Annotated in this window: 17 protein-coding genes; 8 read left to right on the forward strand and 9 right to left on the reverse strand. The window is 66.5% G+C overall.

The window, feature by feature from the left end; all coding sequences use genetic code 11:
• Positions 1-119: 119 nt before the first annotated feature.
• The gene (locus tag Q0L25_RS08735; protein ID WP_296613425.1) at positions 120-1,424 is read right to left on the reverse strand and encodes an MFS transporter; all 1,305 of its coding nucleotides are present in this window, start codon (positions 1,422-1,424) and stop codon (positions 120-122) included.
• Positions 1,421-1,744 (reverse strand): antibiotic biosynthesis monooxygenase, encoded by a 324-nt coding sequence (locus Q0L25_RS08740; protein WP_296613427.1) that lies wholly within the window; start codon positions 1,742-1,744, stop codon positions 1,421-1,423. Before Q0L25_RS08740 ends, Q0L25_RS08735 begins: the two co-directional genes overlap by 4 nt.
• A gap of 407 nt (positions 1,745-2,151) precedes the next feature.
• Here Q0L25_RS08740 and Q0L25_RS08745 point away from each other — a divergent pair, with 407 nt between their 5' ends.
• Complete coding sequence (locus tag Q0L25_RS08745) at positions 2,152-2,766, forward strand: methyltransferase domain-containing protein (RefSeq protein ID WP_296613429.1); 615 nt, start codon at positions 2,152-2,154, stop codon at positions 2,764-2,766.
• Positions 2,767-2,787: 21 nt separating this feature from the next.
• On the opposite strand, the gene Q0L25_RS08750 is transcribed toward Q0L25_RS08745, so the two are convergent.
• Both Q0L25_RS08750 and Q0L25_RS08755 read right to left on the reverse strand, forming a co-directional pair.
• Positions 2,788-3,204, reverse strand: a complete 417-nt coding sequence (locus tag Q0L25_RS08750; protein WP_296613430.1) for a GFA family protein — start codon at positions 3,202-3,204, stop codon at positions 2,788-2,790.
• A complete protein-coding gene (locus tag Q0L25_RS08755) occupies positions 3,201-4,364 on the reverse strand; it encodes a phosphatidylserine/phosphatidylglycerophosphate/cardiolipin synthase family protein (RefSeq protein WP_296613432.1) in 1,164 nt (387 codons plus the stop codon). Before Q0L25_RS08755 ends, Q0L25_RS08750 begins: the two co-directional genes overlap by 4 nt.
• Before the next feature lie 156 nt (positions 4,365-4,520).
• Here Q0L25_RS08755 and rpoZ point away from each other — a divergent pair, with 156 nt between their 5' ends.
• Complete coding sequence (gene rpoZ / locus Q0L25_RS08760) at positions 4,521-4,865, forward strand: DNA-directed RNA polymerase subunit omega (RefSeq protein ID WP_296613433.1); 345 nt, start codon at positions 4,521-4,523, stop codon at positions 4,863-4,865.
• A gap of 130 nt (positions 4,866-4,995) precedes the next feature.
• Here the strand turns inward: rpoZ and Q0L25_RS08765 are convergent, their stop codons facing one another.
• Positions 4,996-6,156: an aminotransferase gene (locus Q0L25_RS08765; protein WP_296613435.1), complete on the reverse strand. Its 1,161-nt coding sequence runs from the start codon at positions 6,154-6,156 to the stop codon at positions 4,996-4,998.
• A 236-nt stretch (positions 6,157-6,392) separates the two neighbouring features.
• On the opposite strand from Q0L25_RS08765, the gene Q0L25_RS08770 reads away from it, so the two are divergent.
• The 5 genes from Q0L25_RS08770 to Q0L25_RS08790 all read left to right on the forward strand — a co-directional run bounded on the left by Q0L25_RS08770 (position 6,393) and on the right by Q0L25_RS08790 (position 11,877).
• Positions 6,393-7,466 carry a type III polyketide synthase gene (locus Q0L25_RS08770; protein ID WP_296613437.1) on the forward strand — a complete coding sequence of 358 codons (1,074 nt, stop codon included), beginning with the start codon at positions 6,393-6,395 and terminating at the stop codon, positions 7,464-7,466.
• Positions 7,463-8,152 (forward strand): methyltransferase domain-containing protein, encoded by a 690-nt coding sequence (locus Q0L25_RS08775; RefSeq protein ID WP_296613439.1) that lies wholly within the window; start codon positions 7,463-7,465, stop codon positions 8,150-8,152. Before Q0L25_RS08770 ends, Q0L25_RS08775 begins: the two co-directional genes overlap by 4 nt.
• Complete coding sequence (locus tag Q0L25_RS08780; protein ID WP_296613440.1) at positions 8,131-9,237, forward strand: FAD-dependent monooxygenase; 1,107 nt, start codon at positions 8,131-8,133, stop codon at positions 9,235-9,237. Before Q0L25_RS08775 ends, Q0L25_RS08780 begins: the two co-directional genes overlap by 22 nt.
• Positions 9,238-9,262: 25 nt before the next feature.
• Positions 9,263-9,661 carry a peptide-methionine (R)-S-oxide reductase MsrB gene (gene msrB, locus Q0L25_RS08785; RefSeq protein ID WP_296615644.1) on the forward strand — a complete coding sequence of 133 codons (399 nt, stop codon included), beginning with the start codon at positions 9,263-9,265 and terminating at the stop codon, positions 9,659-9,661.
• A 71-nt stretch (positions 9,662-9,732) separates the two neighbouring features.
• A complete protein-coding gene (locus tag Q0L25_RS08790; protein ID WP_296613441.1) occupies positions 9,733-11,877 on the forward strand; it encodes a transglycosylase domain-containing protein in 2,145 nt (714 codons plus the stop codon).
• Here the strand turns inward: Q0L25_RS08790 and Q0L25_RS08795 are convergent.
• From Q0L25_RS08795 to Q0L25_RS08805, 3 genes are read right to left on the reverse strand one after another with little or no spacing between them, the layout of a single operon-like run.
• On the reverse strand, positions 11,853-12,626 hold the full coding sequence (locus tag Q0L25_RS08795; RefSeq protein WP_296613443.1) for a M48 family metallopeptidase: 774 nt from the start codon (positions 12,624-12,626) through the stop codon (positions 11,853-11,855). The two genes, Q0L25_RS08790 and Q0L25_RS08795, sit on opposite strands and share 25 nt — an antisense overlap.
• Positions 12,623-13,060 carry a YcgN family cysteine cluster protein gene (locus Q0L25_RS08800; RefSeq protein WP_296613444.1) on the reverse strand — a complete coding sequence of 146 codons (438 nt, stop codon included), beginning with the start codon at positions 13,058-13,060 and terminating at the stop codon, positions 12,623-12,625. Before Q0L25_RS08800 ends, Q0L25_RS08795 begins: the two co-directional genes overlap by 4 nt.
• The gene (locus Q0L25_RS08805; protein WP_296613446.1) at positions 13,057-13,647 is read right to left on the reverse strand and encodes an SCO family protein; all 591 of its coding nucleotides are present in this window, start codon (positions 13,645-13,647) and stop codon (positions 13,057-13,059) included. The genes Q0L25_RS08800 and Q0L25_RS08805 overlap by 4 nt, the downstream gene beginning before the upstream one ends.
• 73 nt (positions 13,648-13,720) lie before the next feature.
• Here Q0L25_RS08805 and Q0L25_RS08810 point away from each other — a divergent pair, with 73 nt between their 5' ends.
• Positions 13,721-14,344 carry an ankyrin repeat domain-containing protein gene (locus Q0L25_RS08810; RefSeq protein WP_296613447.1) on the forward strand — a complete coding sequence of 208 codons (624 nt, stop codon included), beginning with the start codon at positions 13,721-13,723 and terminating at the stop codon, positions 14,342-14,344.
• Between the two features lie 41 nt (positions 14,345-14,385).
• Here Q0L25_RS08810 and Q0L25_RS08815 read toward each other — a convergent pair whose 3' ends face one another.
• The gene (locus tag Q0L25_RS08815; protein WP_296613449.1) at positions 14,386-15,942 is read right to left on the reverse strand and encodes an oligosaccharide flippase family protein; all 1,557 of its coding nucleotides are present in this window, start codon (positions 15,940-15,942) and stop codon (positions 14,386-14,388) included.
• Positions 15,943-15,984 lie beyond the last annotated feature (42 nt).

The following is a 15,984-nucleotide window of genomic DNA, read 5'->3' on the forward strand; positions in this document are numbered from 1 at the left end:
CCGACCTCGGCACCGATGCCACATGGCATGGCGGCGGCGCCGCGGTCTCGATGCTGCACGGGTGAGGGATAAGCGCGCTTCAACGACCGATCAGGTGTTCGCCCACAACCGCCGGGCTCTTAGCGGGGCGGTGCGTGGGCGTTCAACCTGACCCAGCAATATGCCATCAGCACCAGGCACGCCGCGCCCGCCGTCAAATAGGGCAGCGAGTGCCAATATTCGTACAACCCCACCCCGATCGATGGACCCAGCACGAAACTGGCGCCGTTGACCGAGGTGACCTTGCCCGCGACCGAGCCCTGCGCCGCCGACCCGACCGCCAGCGACGATCCTGCGGTGAAAGCCGGGCGCGTGAAGCCGAAGCCGATGCTCGCCAAGGCGTAGGCCGTCGCCAGGCTGTAGAGCGAGGTGGCGAGCCCGGTCAGCGCGCAACCGGCGGCAGCCAATAGCAGGCCGACCAGCATCATCACGCGCGGGCTCAGGTTGAACAACGGGATCAGCCCCCATTGTACCAGCAACGCCGCGCCCGCGCCCATCATCAGCACGATTCCGGTCGGCTGCAGCGCTTCCGCGGGCGGGAGATGCAGGCGGTCGATCACCAGGAAGCCGATCGCCTGGCCGGTCATCGCCTGGGCATGGCCGAACACCAGCCCGGCGATCATCCAGGCGCGCACGCGCGGGTCGAGAAAGCCGACTTCCTCGATATGCTGGCCGGTCGCGGCGGTGATGCTCGCGCCCGACGATTGCCCGCCGATCGACGGATAGGCATTGGCGGCGCCGTGCGCGGCGGGATCGTCCATCGCCGCTTCGGCGCGATCGTTGGGCAGCATGCGCAGCACCGCGAGGAACATGCCCGCCCCGAACAGCGCGAACAGAAAGGCCGGGCCGGACAGACCGATCACGACGCCCTCGACGCTGCCGAGCAGGAGATAGGGAGCGATCGCCGGCCCCAGGATGGTGCCGAGCCCGAAGGCCGAGCCGAGCAGGGTCAGCGCCTTGGTCCGCTCGTCGCGCGTGGTGCGCCCGGCGACGATCGCCTGCACCGCCGGCGGCGCAGCGGCACCGAACGTGCCGTAGATCAGCCGTCCGACGATGAAGAGCATGAAGGCTGCCGTGCCGCCGATCCAGCCGTTGATCCCCGCCGCGAGGAAGATGCCGCACAAGGTCAGCGAGATCGTGAACCCGCCCACGCCGAGCAGAATCATCGACCGCCGGCCGCGCCGGTCCGATCGGCTCGCCCAAAACGGCGCGGCGATCACCCATAACAAGGCCGAGACCGAAAATGCCGCGGCGACCGCATTGTCGCGGACATGGAGCGAGCGTCCGATCGCCGGCAGGACCGATTGCAACGCGGTGTTTCCGGCCGCGATCGTCAGCATCACGGTGAACAACAAGGCGAAGTCGCGATCGAACCTCGCCGTCATTCCTTCTCCCAATCGTAGCTGCGTCCCACTTCGGCGACATGAAGCGAATACCATCGGTACCAGCGCCCGCGCCCGGCCTCGCGAATCTCGCCGTGCCGGGCGTGTCGGCGCCAGGCGACCGCCGCCGCCTCGTCCGCCCAATAGCTCACCGTGATGCCGAGTCCTTCGGCACCGCGTGTGCTGTCGATGCCGCGATAACCGGGCTGCGCGGCCGCCAGCGCCACCATTTCGTCCGCCGCCGCGGCATAGCCTTCCGGGTCCTCGCCGGTCACTTCGGACACGAAGATCACCGCAATTGTTCCGGGGGCGAACGTCGTCATGACGCGTCGATGGACCGGCGCGCGGCACGACGCAACCCGTCGGAATGACCCAGGGAGCATAGTCATGACCGGCAACGCCCTGGATTGGGCTTGGAGGCGCGCTGGCTAGGAGCGCAGCGCAGTTGCGTAGCCTTGAGCTACGCGCAAGCAAGCGACGATGAGCAGGTGAAACAGCCCCCGGCTGTTTCAGCCATGTCCGGGGGACATGGCGACCTGCTCATCGGCGCTCGTCGGTCACGATGCATCGACATCGCTCCCCTCTCGCTCCTCGCCCTGCACCAAAATCCACTCCGTCCAGGGCATTGTCGGTTATGACTATGCTCCCTAAAGACTTGATCGCGCGTTACAGCTTTGCGACAGGGGTTTTCCGGTCGCGCGAGATTTGGCGCACAGCTACAAGGAATATCATGTCCCAGCCCCGCTTCGCTCTCGACAATGCGGAGACGCGCGCGCGCAAACTCCCGTCTCCCTGGGCAATGTTCCTCAGCGGATTCATCAAACGGCCCGTGATGGTCGGCTCGATCATCGCCTCGTCCAAGGCGCAGATCAACGCGATGCTGAAGGTGCCCGACTGGCCCAACGTCAAATTGTTCGTCGAATATGGCCCGGGCGTCGGCACCTTTACCCAGGCGATCCTCGATCGCCTGCCCGCCGACGGCACTTATATCGCGATCGATACCAATCCCGACTTCATCGAGTATCTGCGAATCAAGTTCACCGATTCGCGCTTCATCCCGGTCCATGGATCGGCCGCCGACGTCGAACAGATCGTTGCCCAACACGGTTTCGAACAAGCCGATTACGTACTGTCGGGTCTGCCTTTCTCAACCCTGCCCAAGGGCGTCGCGCCCGCCATCGCCGCCGCGACGCACCGCGTGCTCAAGACCGGGGGCGCGTTCCTGGTCTATCAATTCCGCCCCAAGGTCCGCGACTTCCTCGAGCCGCATTGGGACCGGATCGACTATTCGATCGAATGGTGGAACATCCCGCCCTCGCACAATTTCTTCGCCTGGAAGGACTGAGGCGCAGCGATACCTGCGCTGCTACCTCCGCGGCGGCGGATTTCTCGCGAAGCTAGTCACTTGGTCGGGCAGGCCGACCCAGTCATGCCCCTCCTCCGCCCATACCGCCTGGTCCGGCATCGGGAAATCGCGGTCGGCGAAACCACCGAACGCAACGCCCACCAACGCCGGCATCCGGGCCGGATACCATAACAGGTTCGACCCGCAGGCAGGGCAAAAGCGGAAATCGACCTCGAACCCGCTCGCCGACGGGCGCATGAAACTCGAAGTCGCGCCGCGAACCGCGACCTGCTCGCGGGCATAGAAGACCGCGACGCTGAAGGCGCTGCCGGTGCGGCGCTGGCATTGCTCGCAATGGCACAGCGACACTTTGCGCGGCTCGCCCTCACACGCGACCTCAAGCGCGCCGCAATGACAGCGGGCGAGGTGCCTGGTCATTTCCTGAACCGCCGTTCCGGTCCGAAATTCAGGCTCCGCGTGACGTTGTAGTCGAGCACCGTCATCACGAAGAACGCCACCGCCTGCTTGATCCGCGTCCACCAGCCGGTGCGCGATCGATAGAGCTCCGGCGTGATCCGCTCCGATTCGGAGACCTCGCCGTCGACATAGGTCCGGACATGATCCGCGAACGCCTTGTTTTCGACGCGCAGCATCAGCTCGAGGTTCAGGAACAGGCTGCGAATGTCGTAATTGGCCGAGCCGACATAGACGGTGTCGTCGATCACGAAGAGCTTCGTATGGAGCTTGGTCGGCTGATATTCGTAAATCTCGACCCCTTTCCTCAGCAGCCCCGCATAGGTGAAGCGCGACGCCCAGATCGCCGCGCCGTGATCGTTCTTCGACGCCAGCACGACGCGGGCGACACCGCGCTGGCCGATCCGATCGAGCCGGCGCAGCATCCCGGGGCTGGGCGCGAAATAGGCGCTGATCAGGTCAACCCGCATCGCGCGTTCGAGATCGGCGCGGACCGCCTTGGCCCAGGGAGACGGCTTGCGAGTCGGCCCGCCGAACAGCCAGCGCGTCGCGCCCTCGGGCTCGCTCCATTTCGACAATAAGGCGCGCAGCGACCTGAGCGGCGCGTGATCCTGCTTCGCCCAGCGATCGAGCGCGTCGAAATAGCCGGTCAGATGGGCGGCGGAGGGCCCCTCGATATAGAAGCCCAGGTCGCGCCATGCCTGATCTTCGTTGGTGCCGAAATAGCTGTCCTGGATGTTGAATCCGCCGATGATCACCCGGCGCTCATCGGCGAGCGCGAGCTTCTGGTGGTTGCGCAACAGATAGCGGCGTCCCCAGCGCGGCACGAAGCGGCAGACGTCGATGCCGGCAGCTTTCAGCGGATCGAAAAAGCGGTGATTCTCGGCATGTTCGCTGCCCAGCCCGTCGACGATCAGCTTGACGTCGACCCCGCGCCCCGCGGCGTCGATCAACGCCTGGCGCACTTTCGCCCCGGCATCGTCATCGACATAGATGTAATAGAGGATCCGCAACGATCGCTCGGCCGTCGCGATCAGGTCGAGCAGCGCCGTCAGCCGCTCCGGCCCCTCGGTGATGAGCCGCAGCGTGTCGCCCTCTATCGTGAAGCTGGGTTCACCGGCCATCGCTCCTCTATTGGAGCGGGGCGCGGCGCGGGGCAAGCAATCGGCGCGGTCCGTGGCGACAATAGGCGAGAAAGCCGATTTCCTTGACTCTTTGCGGCCCATTGCCCTAAGCGCCCACGCTTCCCATCTTGGTGTTTTGCTGAAGGAAAGCGTTTCATGGCGCGCGTCACCGTCGAGGATTGCGTCGACAAGGTTCCCAACCGTTTCGATCTGGTGCTGTTCGCGGCCCAGCGCGCCCGCCAGATTTCGGGCGGCGCCGAACTGACCCTCGATCGCGACCGCGATAAAAACCCGGTCGTGGCGCTGCGCGAGATCGCCGAGGAAACGGTGCGCCCCGATCATCTGCAGGATGCGGTGATCAGCGGCATGCAGAAGGTCCAGGTCGACGACGACGACACGCCCGACGAAATCGGCTCGCTGTCGCAGTCGGCCGAGGCCCTGCGCCTCACCGCCGCCGCGCCGCCGCGCAATCAGAATCTCGGCGGCGACTACGACGGTTGAGCACGAGGCCTGGATTTAGCGGACGCTAAATCCGGACAAGCCGAGTGCGGGCCGCCAGGCCCGACCGACGTCGCGGCTTCGCCGCGGCGGCTTGCGAAGAGATAGAGGCCTGTGGAGCGATCCGCAGGCCTTATTCTTTGCCCAGCGCCGTCCGAAACCCCGCCATCTGCTCGATCGCCGCGTCCAGCGTAGCGTCGCTCTTGGCGAAGCACAGTCGAACCACGTTGGTCACCGGATCCTCGGCATAAAAGGCCGAAACCGGAATCGCCGCCACCCCGGCTTCATCGAGCAGGCGATTGCAGAAGGTGACATCGTCGAGCGCGATGCCCGAGGCGTTCAGGTCAATCGAGAGGAAATAGGTCGCCGCCGACGGCAAGGTGACATAGCCCGCCTCGCGCAACCCCGCCGCCAGCCGGTCGCGCGAGCGCTGGAAACCGGCGCGTTCCGCATCGAACCAGGTCTTTTCCTTGGCGAGGCCGTAAGCGGCCGCCCATTGCAGATTGGGAGGGGTAGTGAAGGTTAGAAACTGATGCGCCTTGGCCAGACCGCGCGCGAGCGCCGGCGCGGCGCACATCCAGCCGACTTTCCAGCCCGTCAGCGCGAACATCTTGCCCGCCGACCCGATTTTGACCGTGCGCTCGCGCATCCCCGGCTGCGCCATCAGCGGCACGTGGCGCGCGCCGTCGAATACCAGTTCCTCCCAGACTTCATCACAGATTGCGGTCAGGTCGCGCTCGACGCAGAAGCGCGCGATCACCGTCAGTTCCTCGCCGCCAATCATCGAAGCCGAGGGATTGAGCGGGCTGTTGAGCACCAGCAGCCGGGTGCGGGGCGACCACGCCGCCTCGAGCATCTCCGCCGTCACGCGCCAGTCGGGCGGGCTCAGCCGTACCAGTTTCGCCACGCCGCCGGCGCGTTCGACCAGCGGCAGATACGCGTCGTAAAGCGGCTGGAACAGGATCACTTCGTCGCCCGGCGATACCAACGCAAGCAAAGCCGCCGCGATCGCCTCTGTCGCGCCGGACGTCACCACCACTTCGTCGGGCGACAGATCGAGTCCCTGGTGCTCGGCATAATGCGCGGCGACTGCCTGGCGCAGTTCGGGCAAGCCGACCATCGGCGGATATTGGTTCGATTTCTCGACCAGCGCTTTCACCGCCGCGTCGATAATATCGGCCGGCCCCTGCGCCTCGGGAAACCCCTGGCCTAGGTTGATCGCCCCGCTCGCCCGCGCACGCGCCGACATCGCTTCGAAGATCGTGGTGTCCATGCGAGCGTAGATCGGATTCATGCGAGCTCTATTAGACTCTGTTTCAGCAAAGCTGAAACGATGCCGCACCGGCCCGCTCCCCCACCCGGCCTCCCAATCAGGGTATTCTATGGGAGGCCGGGTGGGGGAGCGGGCCGGTGCCGAACAGCGAAGCTGCAAATGACGCAATCGGAGCAAAAGTCCACGGCATCGGTTAAACCAGCGTACAGGTTACGAGGCACTAACCCGGTGTCCCTTGTCCGAAAAGGTCGCCTATCGTGCCCGGCAACGTCTATCTCAACGCAATCGGCACCGCGGTGCCGGACCATGAGGCACACAGCGCGTTCATCGGCTGGGCCCAGCCCAAGATCGCCGATCCGCGCCTCGCCAAGCTCTTTGGCCGGATGGTCGCACGGTCGGGGATCGAGCATCGCTGGACCGTGCTGCCGCGCGCCGATGACGGCGGATCGCCGATCGGCCCCGGCGGCTTCTACGAAGGCGGCTTCATGCCCGGCACCGACGCCCGGATGCGCGTCTATGCCGAGCAGGCGCCGGCGCTGAGCCTGGCCGCGATCGACCGGCTCGCCGGACAGGTCGAGATCGACCGCATCACGCACCTAGTAGTGGCGAGTTGCACCGGCTTCGTCGCTCCGGGAGTCGATCAGATCATCGCCCGCCGGCTCGGGCTCGCACCTTCGGTCGAGCGACTGCTGGTCGGCTTCATGGGCTGTTATGCCGCGGTCGCCGCGTTACGCAGCGCCCGCCACATCGTGCGCTCCGAGCCGGGTGCGCGCGTACTGGTGGTCTGCGTCGAACTCTGTTCGCTCCATCTGCAGGATACCGGCGAGATCGAGAAATTGCTGGCGATGCTGCAGTTCGGCGACGGCGCGGGTGCGGCACTGGTGACAAGCGACGCCAGCGGCTTCGAGCTCGAAGCGCCGTTCGCGACGACCCTGCCCGATTCGGACCGCCTCATCCGTTGGGACATCACCGACAAGGGCTTCGAGATGCATTTGTCGGGCGAAGTCCCGCAACGCATCGCGCAGGGGCTGACCGACCCCGATTTCGCCGCTGCCGCGCTCGGCGGGCGCGATGCCGAGGAGATAGACGGTTGGGCGGTCCATGCCGGCGGGCGCTCGATCCTCGACGCGGTCGAGACCGCCTATCGCTTGCCTCAGGGCGCGCTTTGGGCATCACGCGAGACGCTGCACGATTATGGCAACATGTCCTCGGCGACGTTGATGTTCGCGCTCGGCAAGATGCTCGAGGGACCCCGCATCGACCAGGGCATCGCCCTGGCGTTCGGACCCGGCCTGGCGGCGGAGGGTTTCGGGTTCCGGAGCGCGGCGTGAGCCTGGCCCAACGCGCCATCGCCGACGAGCTGATGGACGCCGACGACCTCGATGCGGCGACCTACGCCGCCGTGGTCGGCGATCTCGCCAAGGTCAATGTCGTGACGATGGCCGCGCGCCCGACCTTGTCCTTCATCGAGCGTGCGCTCCGCGGCCGCAAGGCGTTCAAATTGCTCGATGTCGGATTCGGCGACGGCGATATGTTGCGCAGGATCGCGCGCTGGGCAGCCAAGCGCGGCATCGCGGCCGAGTTGGTCGGGGTCGACCTCAACCCGCGCAGCGAGCTGGCGGCGCGGCAGCACAGCACGCCCGACACCGGAATTCGCTGGATCACCGGCGACTATGCCGATCTCGCGGGGCAAGACTGGGACATGGTGATCTCCAGCCTGGTCGCGCATCACATGACGCACGACCAGCTCGTCGCCTTCCTCCGCTTCATGCAGGCCGAGGCGCGGATGGCGTGGCTGGTCAACGACCTCCACCGCCACGGCTTCGCGCATTGGGGATTCCCGTTGCTCGCCCGCACCTTCGGCTGGCATCGTATCGTCCGGCTCGACGGCACCTTGTCGATCGCGCGCTCCTACCGCCCCGGCGAATGGCCTCCGATTCTGGCCGAGGCTGGCATCACCGACGCGCGCGTCTATCGCGCCTTTCCCTTTCGCCTGTGCGTCGAACGCCTGCGCTGATCGTCGGCGGCGGGCCGGCCGGCGCGGTGGCGGCGCTGCTGCTGGCGCGCGCCGGCGCGCCGCACCTGCTGGTCGAACGCAGCGCCGAGACGGGCGATGCCTTGTGCGGCGGGTTCCTGAGCTGGCGGACGCTCGAGGCGCTCGAACGCCTTGGCATTCTCCGCGACACGCTCAACCACGACGAAATCCGCCGGTTGCGGCTGTTCGCGGGATCCCATCGGGCCGAGGCGTGGCTACCGCGCCCCGCGATCGCGGTGTCGCGGCGACGGCTCGACATCTTGCTACTCGGTCACGCGATCGCCGCCGGTGCGGCGGTCGAACGCGGCGTCGCCGTACGCGCGCTCGAAGGCGATTGCGTGCGCCTGGCCAACGAGAGCGAAATCACCCCGGACGCCCTGTTCCTCGCCACGGGAAAGCACGATCTGCGCGGACTGGCGCGCGGTGCCGAGCGCAGCGACGACCCGACCTTGGGCCTGCGCGTCCGGCTGGGGCCGAATGCCGCGCTCGACCGGATGGTCGGCGATGCGATCGAGCTCCATCTGTTCGACCGCGGCTATGCCGGGATCGCGCGGCAGGAAGACGGCACCGTCAATCTGTGCATGGCGGTGCACCGGTCGCGGTTGAGCGCGGCGGGATCGCCCGGCCAATTGTTAGGCGCGCTGGCGCTCGAATCGCCAGCGCTGGGGGAGCGGCTGGCCTTTCGACATGGCGACGCCACGATCGATGCGGTCGCCAACGTTCCTTATGGCTGGCGCGCATCGGACGGCACGGCCGGTCTGTTCCGGCTTGGGGATCAGGCCGCGTGCATCCCCAGCCTGGCGGGCGAAGGCATGGGAATCGCGATCGAAAGCGGTGCGCGGGCGGCGGCCGCGTACCTGCGCCATGGCCCGGCGGGCGCGATCGCCTATCAACGGCGGCTCACCCGCGACTTGGCGACGCCGTTCGCGATCGCCAACCACATCCGCGCCGCCGCCGAGCGGCCCGCCTGGGCCGGCGCGCTGATAGCAGCGGTAAGGCTGGCGCCCGGACTCGCCGGAATCGCCGCCCGTCTAACCCGGATCAGCCACAAGCCGCTTGACGCGTGATCGCAGCGTAACGATCTTCCTGCACATGGAACATCTCTCGCTCTCCGAATCCGAATGGCGCAAGCGCCTGACCCCCGAGCAATATCATGTGCTGCGCGAGGCGGGGACCGAACGCGCCTTTGCCGGCATCTACAACGATAACAAGGCCGACGGCATCTATGCCTGCGCCGCCTGCGACCTCGACCTGTTCGACAGCGCCGACAAATATGATTCGGGATCGGGCTGGCCGAGCTTCACCCAGCCGATCGCCGAGGATCACGTCACCAACCACACCGATACGAGCCATGGCATGACGCGAACCGAAACGCGATGCGCGCGCTGCGACAGCCATCTCGGCCACGTCTTTCCGGACGGGCCGCCACCGACGGGTCTGCGCTATTGCATGAACTCGATCAGCCTCGACTTCCATCCGCGTGCGGATTGATTGGCGCGGCGAACCGCGTGAAGCCGCGCTTGTCGAGGCACGGTTAACCCTCTAAGCCCTCGCCCATAACGATGGCCAAGGCGTCCAAAATTGTCCCCCGATGGCGCCGCTGGCTCGTGCTGGGCCTGCGCCTTACCGGCGTCGCCGCCTTGCTCGGCATCATTGCGCTCGTCGTCACCGTCTATGTCACCGAATCGCAGCTGCCGAGCTTCGACGAGCTGAAATCCTCGCCCAACGGCCAGATGATCCGTGTGCTGGCCGATGACGGCACGCCAATCGTCAGCCTGGGGCCGAGCTATGGCGAGTGGCTGCCCTACGCCCAGATCCCGCAAGTGATGAAGGATGCGATGGTCGCGGTCGAAGACCGACGCTTTCGCAACCATCCCGGCGTCGACCCGATCGGTATCGCGCGCTCGTTCCAGGTGCGCATCACTTCGGGCCATTGGCGCCAGGGCGGCTCGACCATCACCCAGCAGCTGGCGCGCAACATCTTCCTGTCGTCGACCAAGAAGTTCGGCCGCAAGGCGCGCGAGATGGTGCTGGCGCTCGCGCTCGAGCGCAAGTTCAGCAAGGACCAGGTGCTCGAACTCTATCTCAACAAGGTCTATTTCGGCGGCGGCGCCTATGGCATCGACGCCGCGAGCCGCAAGTTCTTCGGCCATGGCGCCAGCACGCTGTCGCTGGGCGAAGCCGCGATCATCGCCGGTCTGGTCAAGGCGCCATCCAATTATTCGCCGACCGCCGACGCCCAGGCCGCGGTCAACCGCGCCGGCGTGGTGATCGGGCTGATGAAAGAGACCGGCAAGATCTCCGCCGCCGAAGCGGCCTCGGTCGATCCCAGGACGGTCAAGCTGGCACCCGAGCCCAACCAGAACAGCGTGCGCTACTTCACCGATTGGGCGCTGCCCCAACTCGAAAACCTGATCGACGAGCCGACCCGCCCGCTCGAAGTGTGGACGACGATCGACATCCGCATGCAGAAGGCAGCCGATGCCGCGATCGCGGCCTATGCGCCCCGGAATGCGCAAGGCGCGCTGATCAGCCTCGACCGTGACGGCGCGGTGCGCGCGATGGTCGGCGGCAAGGATTACGTCACGTCCAACTATAATCGCGGCGTGACCGCTTTGCGCCAGCCGGGATCGTCGTTCAAATTGTTCGTCTATCTGGCGGCGCTGGAAGCGGGCCATCGGCCGAGCGACCGCGTGGTCGACGAGCCGATCACGATCAACGGCTGGAGCCCGCGCAACTCGTCGGGGCGCAATGCCGGCGAAATGGATATCCGGACGGCCTTTGCCTATTCGGTCAACACCGTCGCGGCCAAGATCGGCCAGGAAGTCGGCTTTTCGACGGTCGCCGACATGGCGCGGCGCTTCGGCATCTCGACCCCGATCTCGACCGTGCCGTCGATGGTGCTGGGATCGAACGACGTCCATCTGATCGACATGACTCGCGCCTTTGCCAGCGTCGCCAACAAAGGCGTCGCAGTGACCCCCTATGGGATCACCAAGGTGACCTCGATGGGCGAGACGATCTACAGCCATGAGGTCGACCGCAGCCATGTGCTGGTAGCACCCTATGTCGCCGCCGAGATGACCGACCTGTTGCAGACCGCGGTCGCCACCGGCACCGGCAAGGCGGCGCAGATCGGGCGTCCGGTCGCGGGCAAGACCGGCACGACCAGCTCGAACAAGGACGGCTGGTTCCTTGGCTTTTCCTCGGGCCTCACCACCGGCGTGTGGATGGGCCGCGACGACGCCAAGAGCATCCCCGGCCTCCAAGGTGGTACCTTGCCCGCACGCGCTTTTGCCGCCTTCATGAAAATCGCCACCGCCGGCCGGCCGGTCGAGGCGTTCGACACGCAGGTGACCTTGCCCGAATGGCAGCTCGACAACGAAAGCGACTTCGGCCAGCCCGACAACGGCTTGTTCGTCGACCCCGACGGCAATCCCATCCCGCCCGACCAGATCGCGCCGGACGCGCCGATCGGCGGCGGCGACGCCGGCCTGCCGCCACAGTCGGAGAACGACCCGCCGCAGACCGCGCCCGATGGAGCCGATGATGGCGCGCGGCCGGACGAGCGGCTGGACCGCAAATGGATCGATCGCATGACCGGCAGTCCGGGGGCCGATCCCAACCGGCCCAAGCGCGTCGTCCCGAACGGATCGGCCCCGGCCGATCGCCCGCGCGAGGTTCAGCAGTCCCGCCCGACCCAGTGAAGCGCCGCGCCGTGACGGCGCAGCCAGGCGCGCGCCGGCGCCGGATCGGTTCCCAGCAATTGCCGGTACGCTGCGTGGAAAGCCGGCGAATGATCCATATGCAGGCGGTGCGCCACTTCGTGCGCGACGGTCGAGCGGCGGACGTAAGGCGGCGCGCAGATCAGCCGCCAGCTATAGCGGATCGCGCCGGTCGACGCGCAGCTGCCCCAGCGGCCTTTGGGATCGGCAACCGTCACGCGGCTGACGGTGACGCCGGCTTTGGCGGCGAATTCGGCGGTTTCCTCGCTCAACACCGCGAGCGCGCGGCGCTTGAGCCAGGTCTCGATACGGCGGGGCAGGCCCTCCAGCGGGCCGCCGCAGACTAACCGCAGGTCACCCTCACCCTTCCCACCCGGCTGCGCCGGGCGGGCCCCTTCCCTCTCCCATTGGGAGAGGAAGGGAGCGCCGAAGGCGCGGAAGGGTGAGGGTGTCTCGGCTAGCTGAATGGCCCGCGACCGGTCCGGCGACCAGTCGATCACGACATCCTCGCCCTCGACCGGGATCACGGCCCCCGGCACGAACGGCCTGCCCTCTGGCAGTCTCGCGCGCTGCGCTTCGATCCATCCGCGATGATCATTGGCCCAGGCCATTGCCTGTTTGAGCGAGGCACGCGGCGGGATGGTCAGCCGTACGCGCCCGCTCGCCGGGTCGACCGACAGCCGCATCCGCCGGGCGCGGGCATGGCGGACGACGTCGAGATCGCCGGTCACAGCTTGCGGTCGACCAGATGGAATTCGAGTTCGCCGGCATCGTCCTCGCTGACCGTCCAGCCGCGTGTCGATTCGCCGGCGCGGTGCACTGCTTCGCGATCGCCGCTGACGAGATAATGCCAGTCGGGCAGCTTCTCGCCATTGGCACGCAGGCGATAGGCGCAGGTCGAGGGCAGCCAGTCGGTGGTGAAGACGTTCTTGACCGTCAGCCGAACGCAATCCGGCACATAAGCGCGGCGGTTGCGGTAGTCCTTGCATTGACCCGAACGGCGATCGAGCATGCGGCATGCCACGTTGGTCGGATAGAGCTCGCCGGTCTCGTCATCCTCGAGCTTGTGGATGCAGCATTTGCCGCAGCCGTCGCACAACGCCTCCCACTGGCCGCGATCGAGTTCGGCCAGCGTCTTGGTTTCCCAGAACCTGTCGGTCGTCACGTGTTAGTCTTCACCCAGCGCTTGATCTCATTGGCGGTCGCTTGCGCCCCCTGTTCGGTGGGGAGCAGCACCAGCGGCCTGCCGTCACCGTCCATCAGATAGGCAGCGTTGGAATGTTCGACCAGATAGCCGCCATTGGGAGTGGTCTTACCCTTGGACGCGAACACGCCATATTCCGTCTTGACCGAATCGATCGCGGCCACGCTGCCGGTCAGGCCGACGAAGCGGGGATAGAAAGCGCGGACGAACTGCTTGACCACTGCCGGCGTGTCGCGCTCGGGGTCGACCGTCACGAACACCGGCACGACCTTGGCCGAGACCGCGGGATCGCTCTTGTCGAGCAGCCGCATCGCCGCGCCGATCGTCTGCGCCGTGGTCGGGCAGACGTCGGGGCAGTAAGTATATCCGAAATACATGATGCGATATTTGCCCGCGAACGCCTTGTCGGTGATCGCCTTGCCGTCCTGATCGATCAGCTGGAACGGGCCGCCGATCCTGGCGCCGGCCAGCGGCGGATCGGCCGGGGTGGCGTTCGAGCAGGCGGCGAGCGCCATCAGCAGCGAAATCGGAAGCAAACGCAGGTTCATCGCGGCGCCAGCCTTGATCTTTTACGGGCGGCTACGCAAGTTGATCCCGACTTTTCCCGCAGGGCATCAGATCATGATCGCACGTCTTTCCCGCATTGCGTTTATCGGGGCGCTTGCCGGCGCGCTGGCCGTCACCGCCTTCCCCGCCGCGGCGCAGCTCGCCAGCGGCTCGCCCGGTTATCAATTCCTCGACGCGGTCAAGAACGACAAGGGCAGCGACGTCGAATCGATCCTGGCCAAGCCGGGTTCGCGGATCATCGACACCCAGGACCCGTCGAGCGGTGAAGGCGCGCTGCACATCGTCGTCCGCCGCGACGATTCGCGCTATCTGTCCTATCTGCTCGCTAAGGGCGCCAATCCCAATATCAAGAACCGCCAGGGCGACACGCCGCTGCTGGTGGCGGTCGACCGCGGCTATGGCGACCTCATTCCAATCCTGCTCAAGAACAAGGCCAACCCCAATTTGGCGGGCGACGGCGGTCAGACCCCTTTGATCAAGGCGGTGTTGCGGCGAGACGAAGACATGGCGCGCGCTCTGATCGAGGGTGGTGCCGATCCCGACAGGCGCGATTACCTGACGGGCAAATCGGCGCGCGAGTACGCCAATGGCGATTCGCGTAGCCCGGGCATGATCAAGCTGTTCGCCGATCTGCCGGCCGCCCCAAAGCGCGGCGTGTCCGGCCCGACGCTTCGTTGAATCGGTCCCGGCCGCTTCAGCTCGGCTGAAATGGAATCGAGCTAGCCGGCGCCGGCGCCGGGCAATTTCTTGAACAATGCCCGGTCCTCTGGCCGGAACGCCCATTTCCACAGCACGAACAGATAGGTCACCAGGATCGCAGGCTCGCCGACCGAGAGCTCGATCCATTCATAGCTTTTGGGCAGCGACGTGAACGCCGCCCCGACCAGGATCGTGACCGCCGCGGCGGCGAGCAGCGACCAGCGCCATCCCGCCACCCGCGCCTTCAGCAGCCGGGCGAGGAAATTGGACTTGATCACCGAACCGACGCTGAGCGCGACGAACAAGGCGATCGCGACGCTGACCCCCTGGACCGAGTCGCGCGTGCCCAGCCGCGCCAGGATCGAGCGGTCCCAGTCGATCGACCGCATCACCGCGACCAATGTGAAGCTCAATACGATCTGCAGCACCAGCACGCCGATCGAGATCATCAGATTGCGGTGGCGCGCAATATAGACCAGCGCCGATTCGCACACCGCGCCGGTCGAAGCGAACACCTCCGCCCATAACAGGAAAGCGAGCGCGGCAGTGCCGGCGACGAATTGCTTGCCGACCAAGCCCATCACCGCCTCGCCCGGAATCGAGGCCATCAGCGCCAGACAGGTCTGCAGCGCCATGATCCAGAAACCGACCTGGCGCACCTGATCGGCGATCGCGGCCTTGTCGTCGCGCGCTAGGCTGGTGGCGATCACCGGCCCCAGGATCGGGTCGAAGCTGGTCTTCAGTTTCTGCGGCAGCGAGGCGACCTGCTGCGCCATGTAATAGATGCCGACGATCGCCGGCGGGAACAGCAGCCCCAGGATGAAACGGTCGACATTGCGCGTCGCCCATTCGATCGCGTCGGCACCGGCCAGCGGCGCATTGCGCCGGGCCAGGGTCGCGACGTGCGCGACGTGCGGCGTCCAGCCGCGCGGAAGCCCATAGCTGCGGATCAGCGGGATCAGCGAGGCGACCATCGCCGCGACCATCGACAGCATGTACGCGAGCACGAGTCCGTCGCGCGCGCTGACGAAGTAGAAACCCAACGCGGCGATCGAGATCGTCCACGGCTCGACCACCGCGCGCGCGGTGACGCTCGCCTTGATATTGTGACGATAGGCCAGCGCCGACAGGGCGACATCCGACCAGGCGCTGGCAACGATGATGCACGGCAACAATCGCTCTATCAGGCTGATGTCGCCGTGCGGGTACATCACGCGCGGCAGCGCGATCAGCACGGCGCCGGCGATGGTCGAGGCGAGCATCGCCACCGCCATCCCATCCCACACGACATGCGGATGGGGACGATCCGTCGTGGCGAGCGCTTGCGCCATGCCGCGCTTCAGCCCCAGGGTCGCGATCAATGCGGCGAGTTCGACCACGACGACCGCGAGCGCGAATCGCCCGACCGCATCGGGCCCGTAGAGCCGGCCTGCGACGAACAGGAACGGCAGCCGTGCGACGAGCCGCAGAATGAACCCACCGATATTGGTCCGCCCGCCCTTGGCCAATACGGCAAGGTCGTCGGTCGGGCCGGTGGGGGGCACGACCGGCGCAGTGGCGGCGGTGTCAGTCGACACGCGCCATCCCTTCAGCCATGCGCCCGGCAAGCGGGAAATCGA

Source organism: Sphingomonas sp. (genome assembly GCF_024508665.1).
Classification (GTDB): domain Bacteria; phylum Pseudomonadota; class Alphaproteobacteria; order Sphingomonadales; family Sphingomonadaceae; genus Sphingomonas.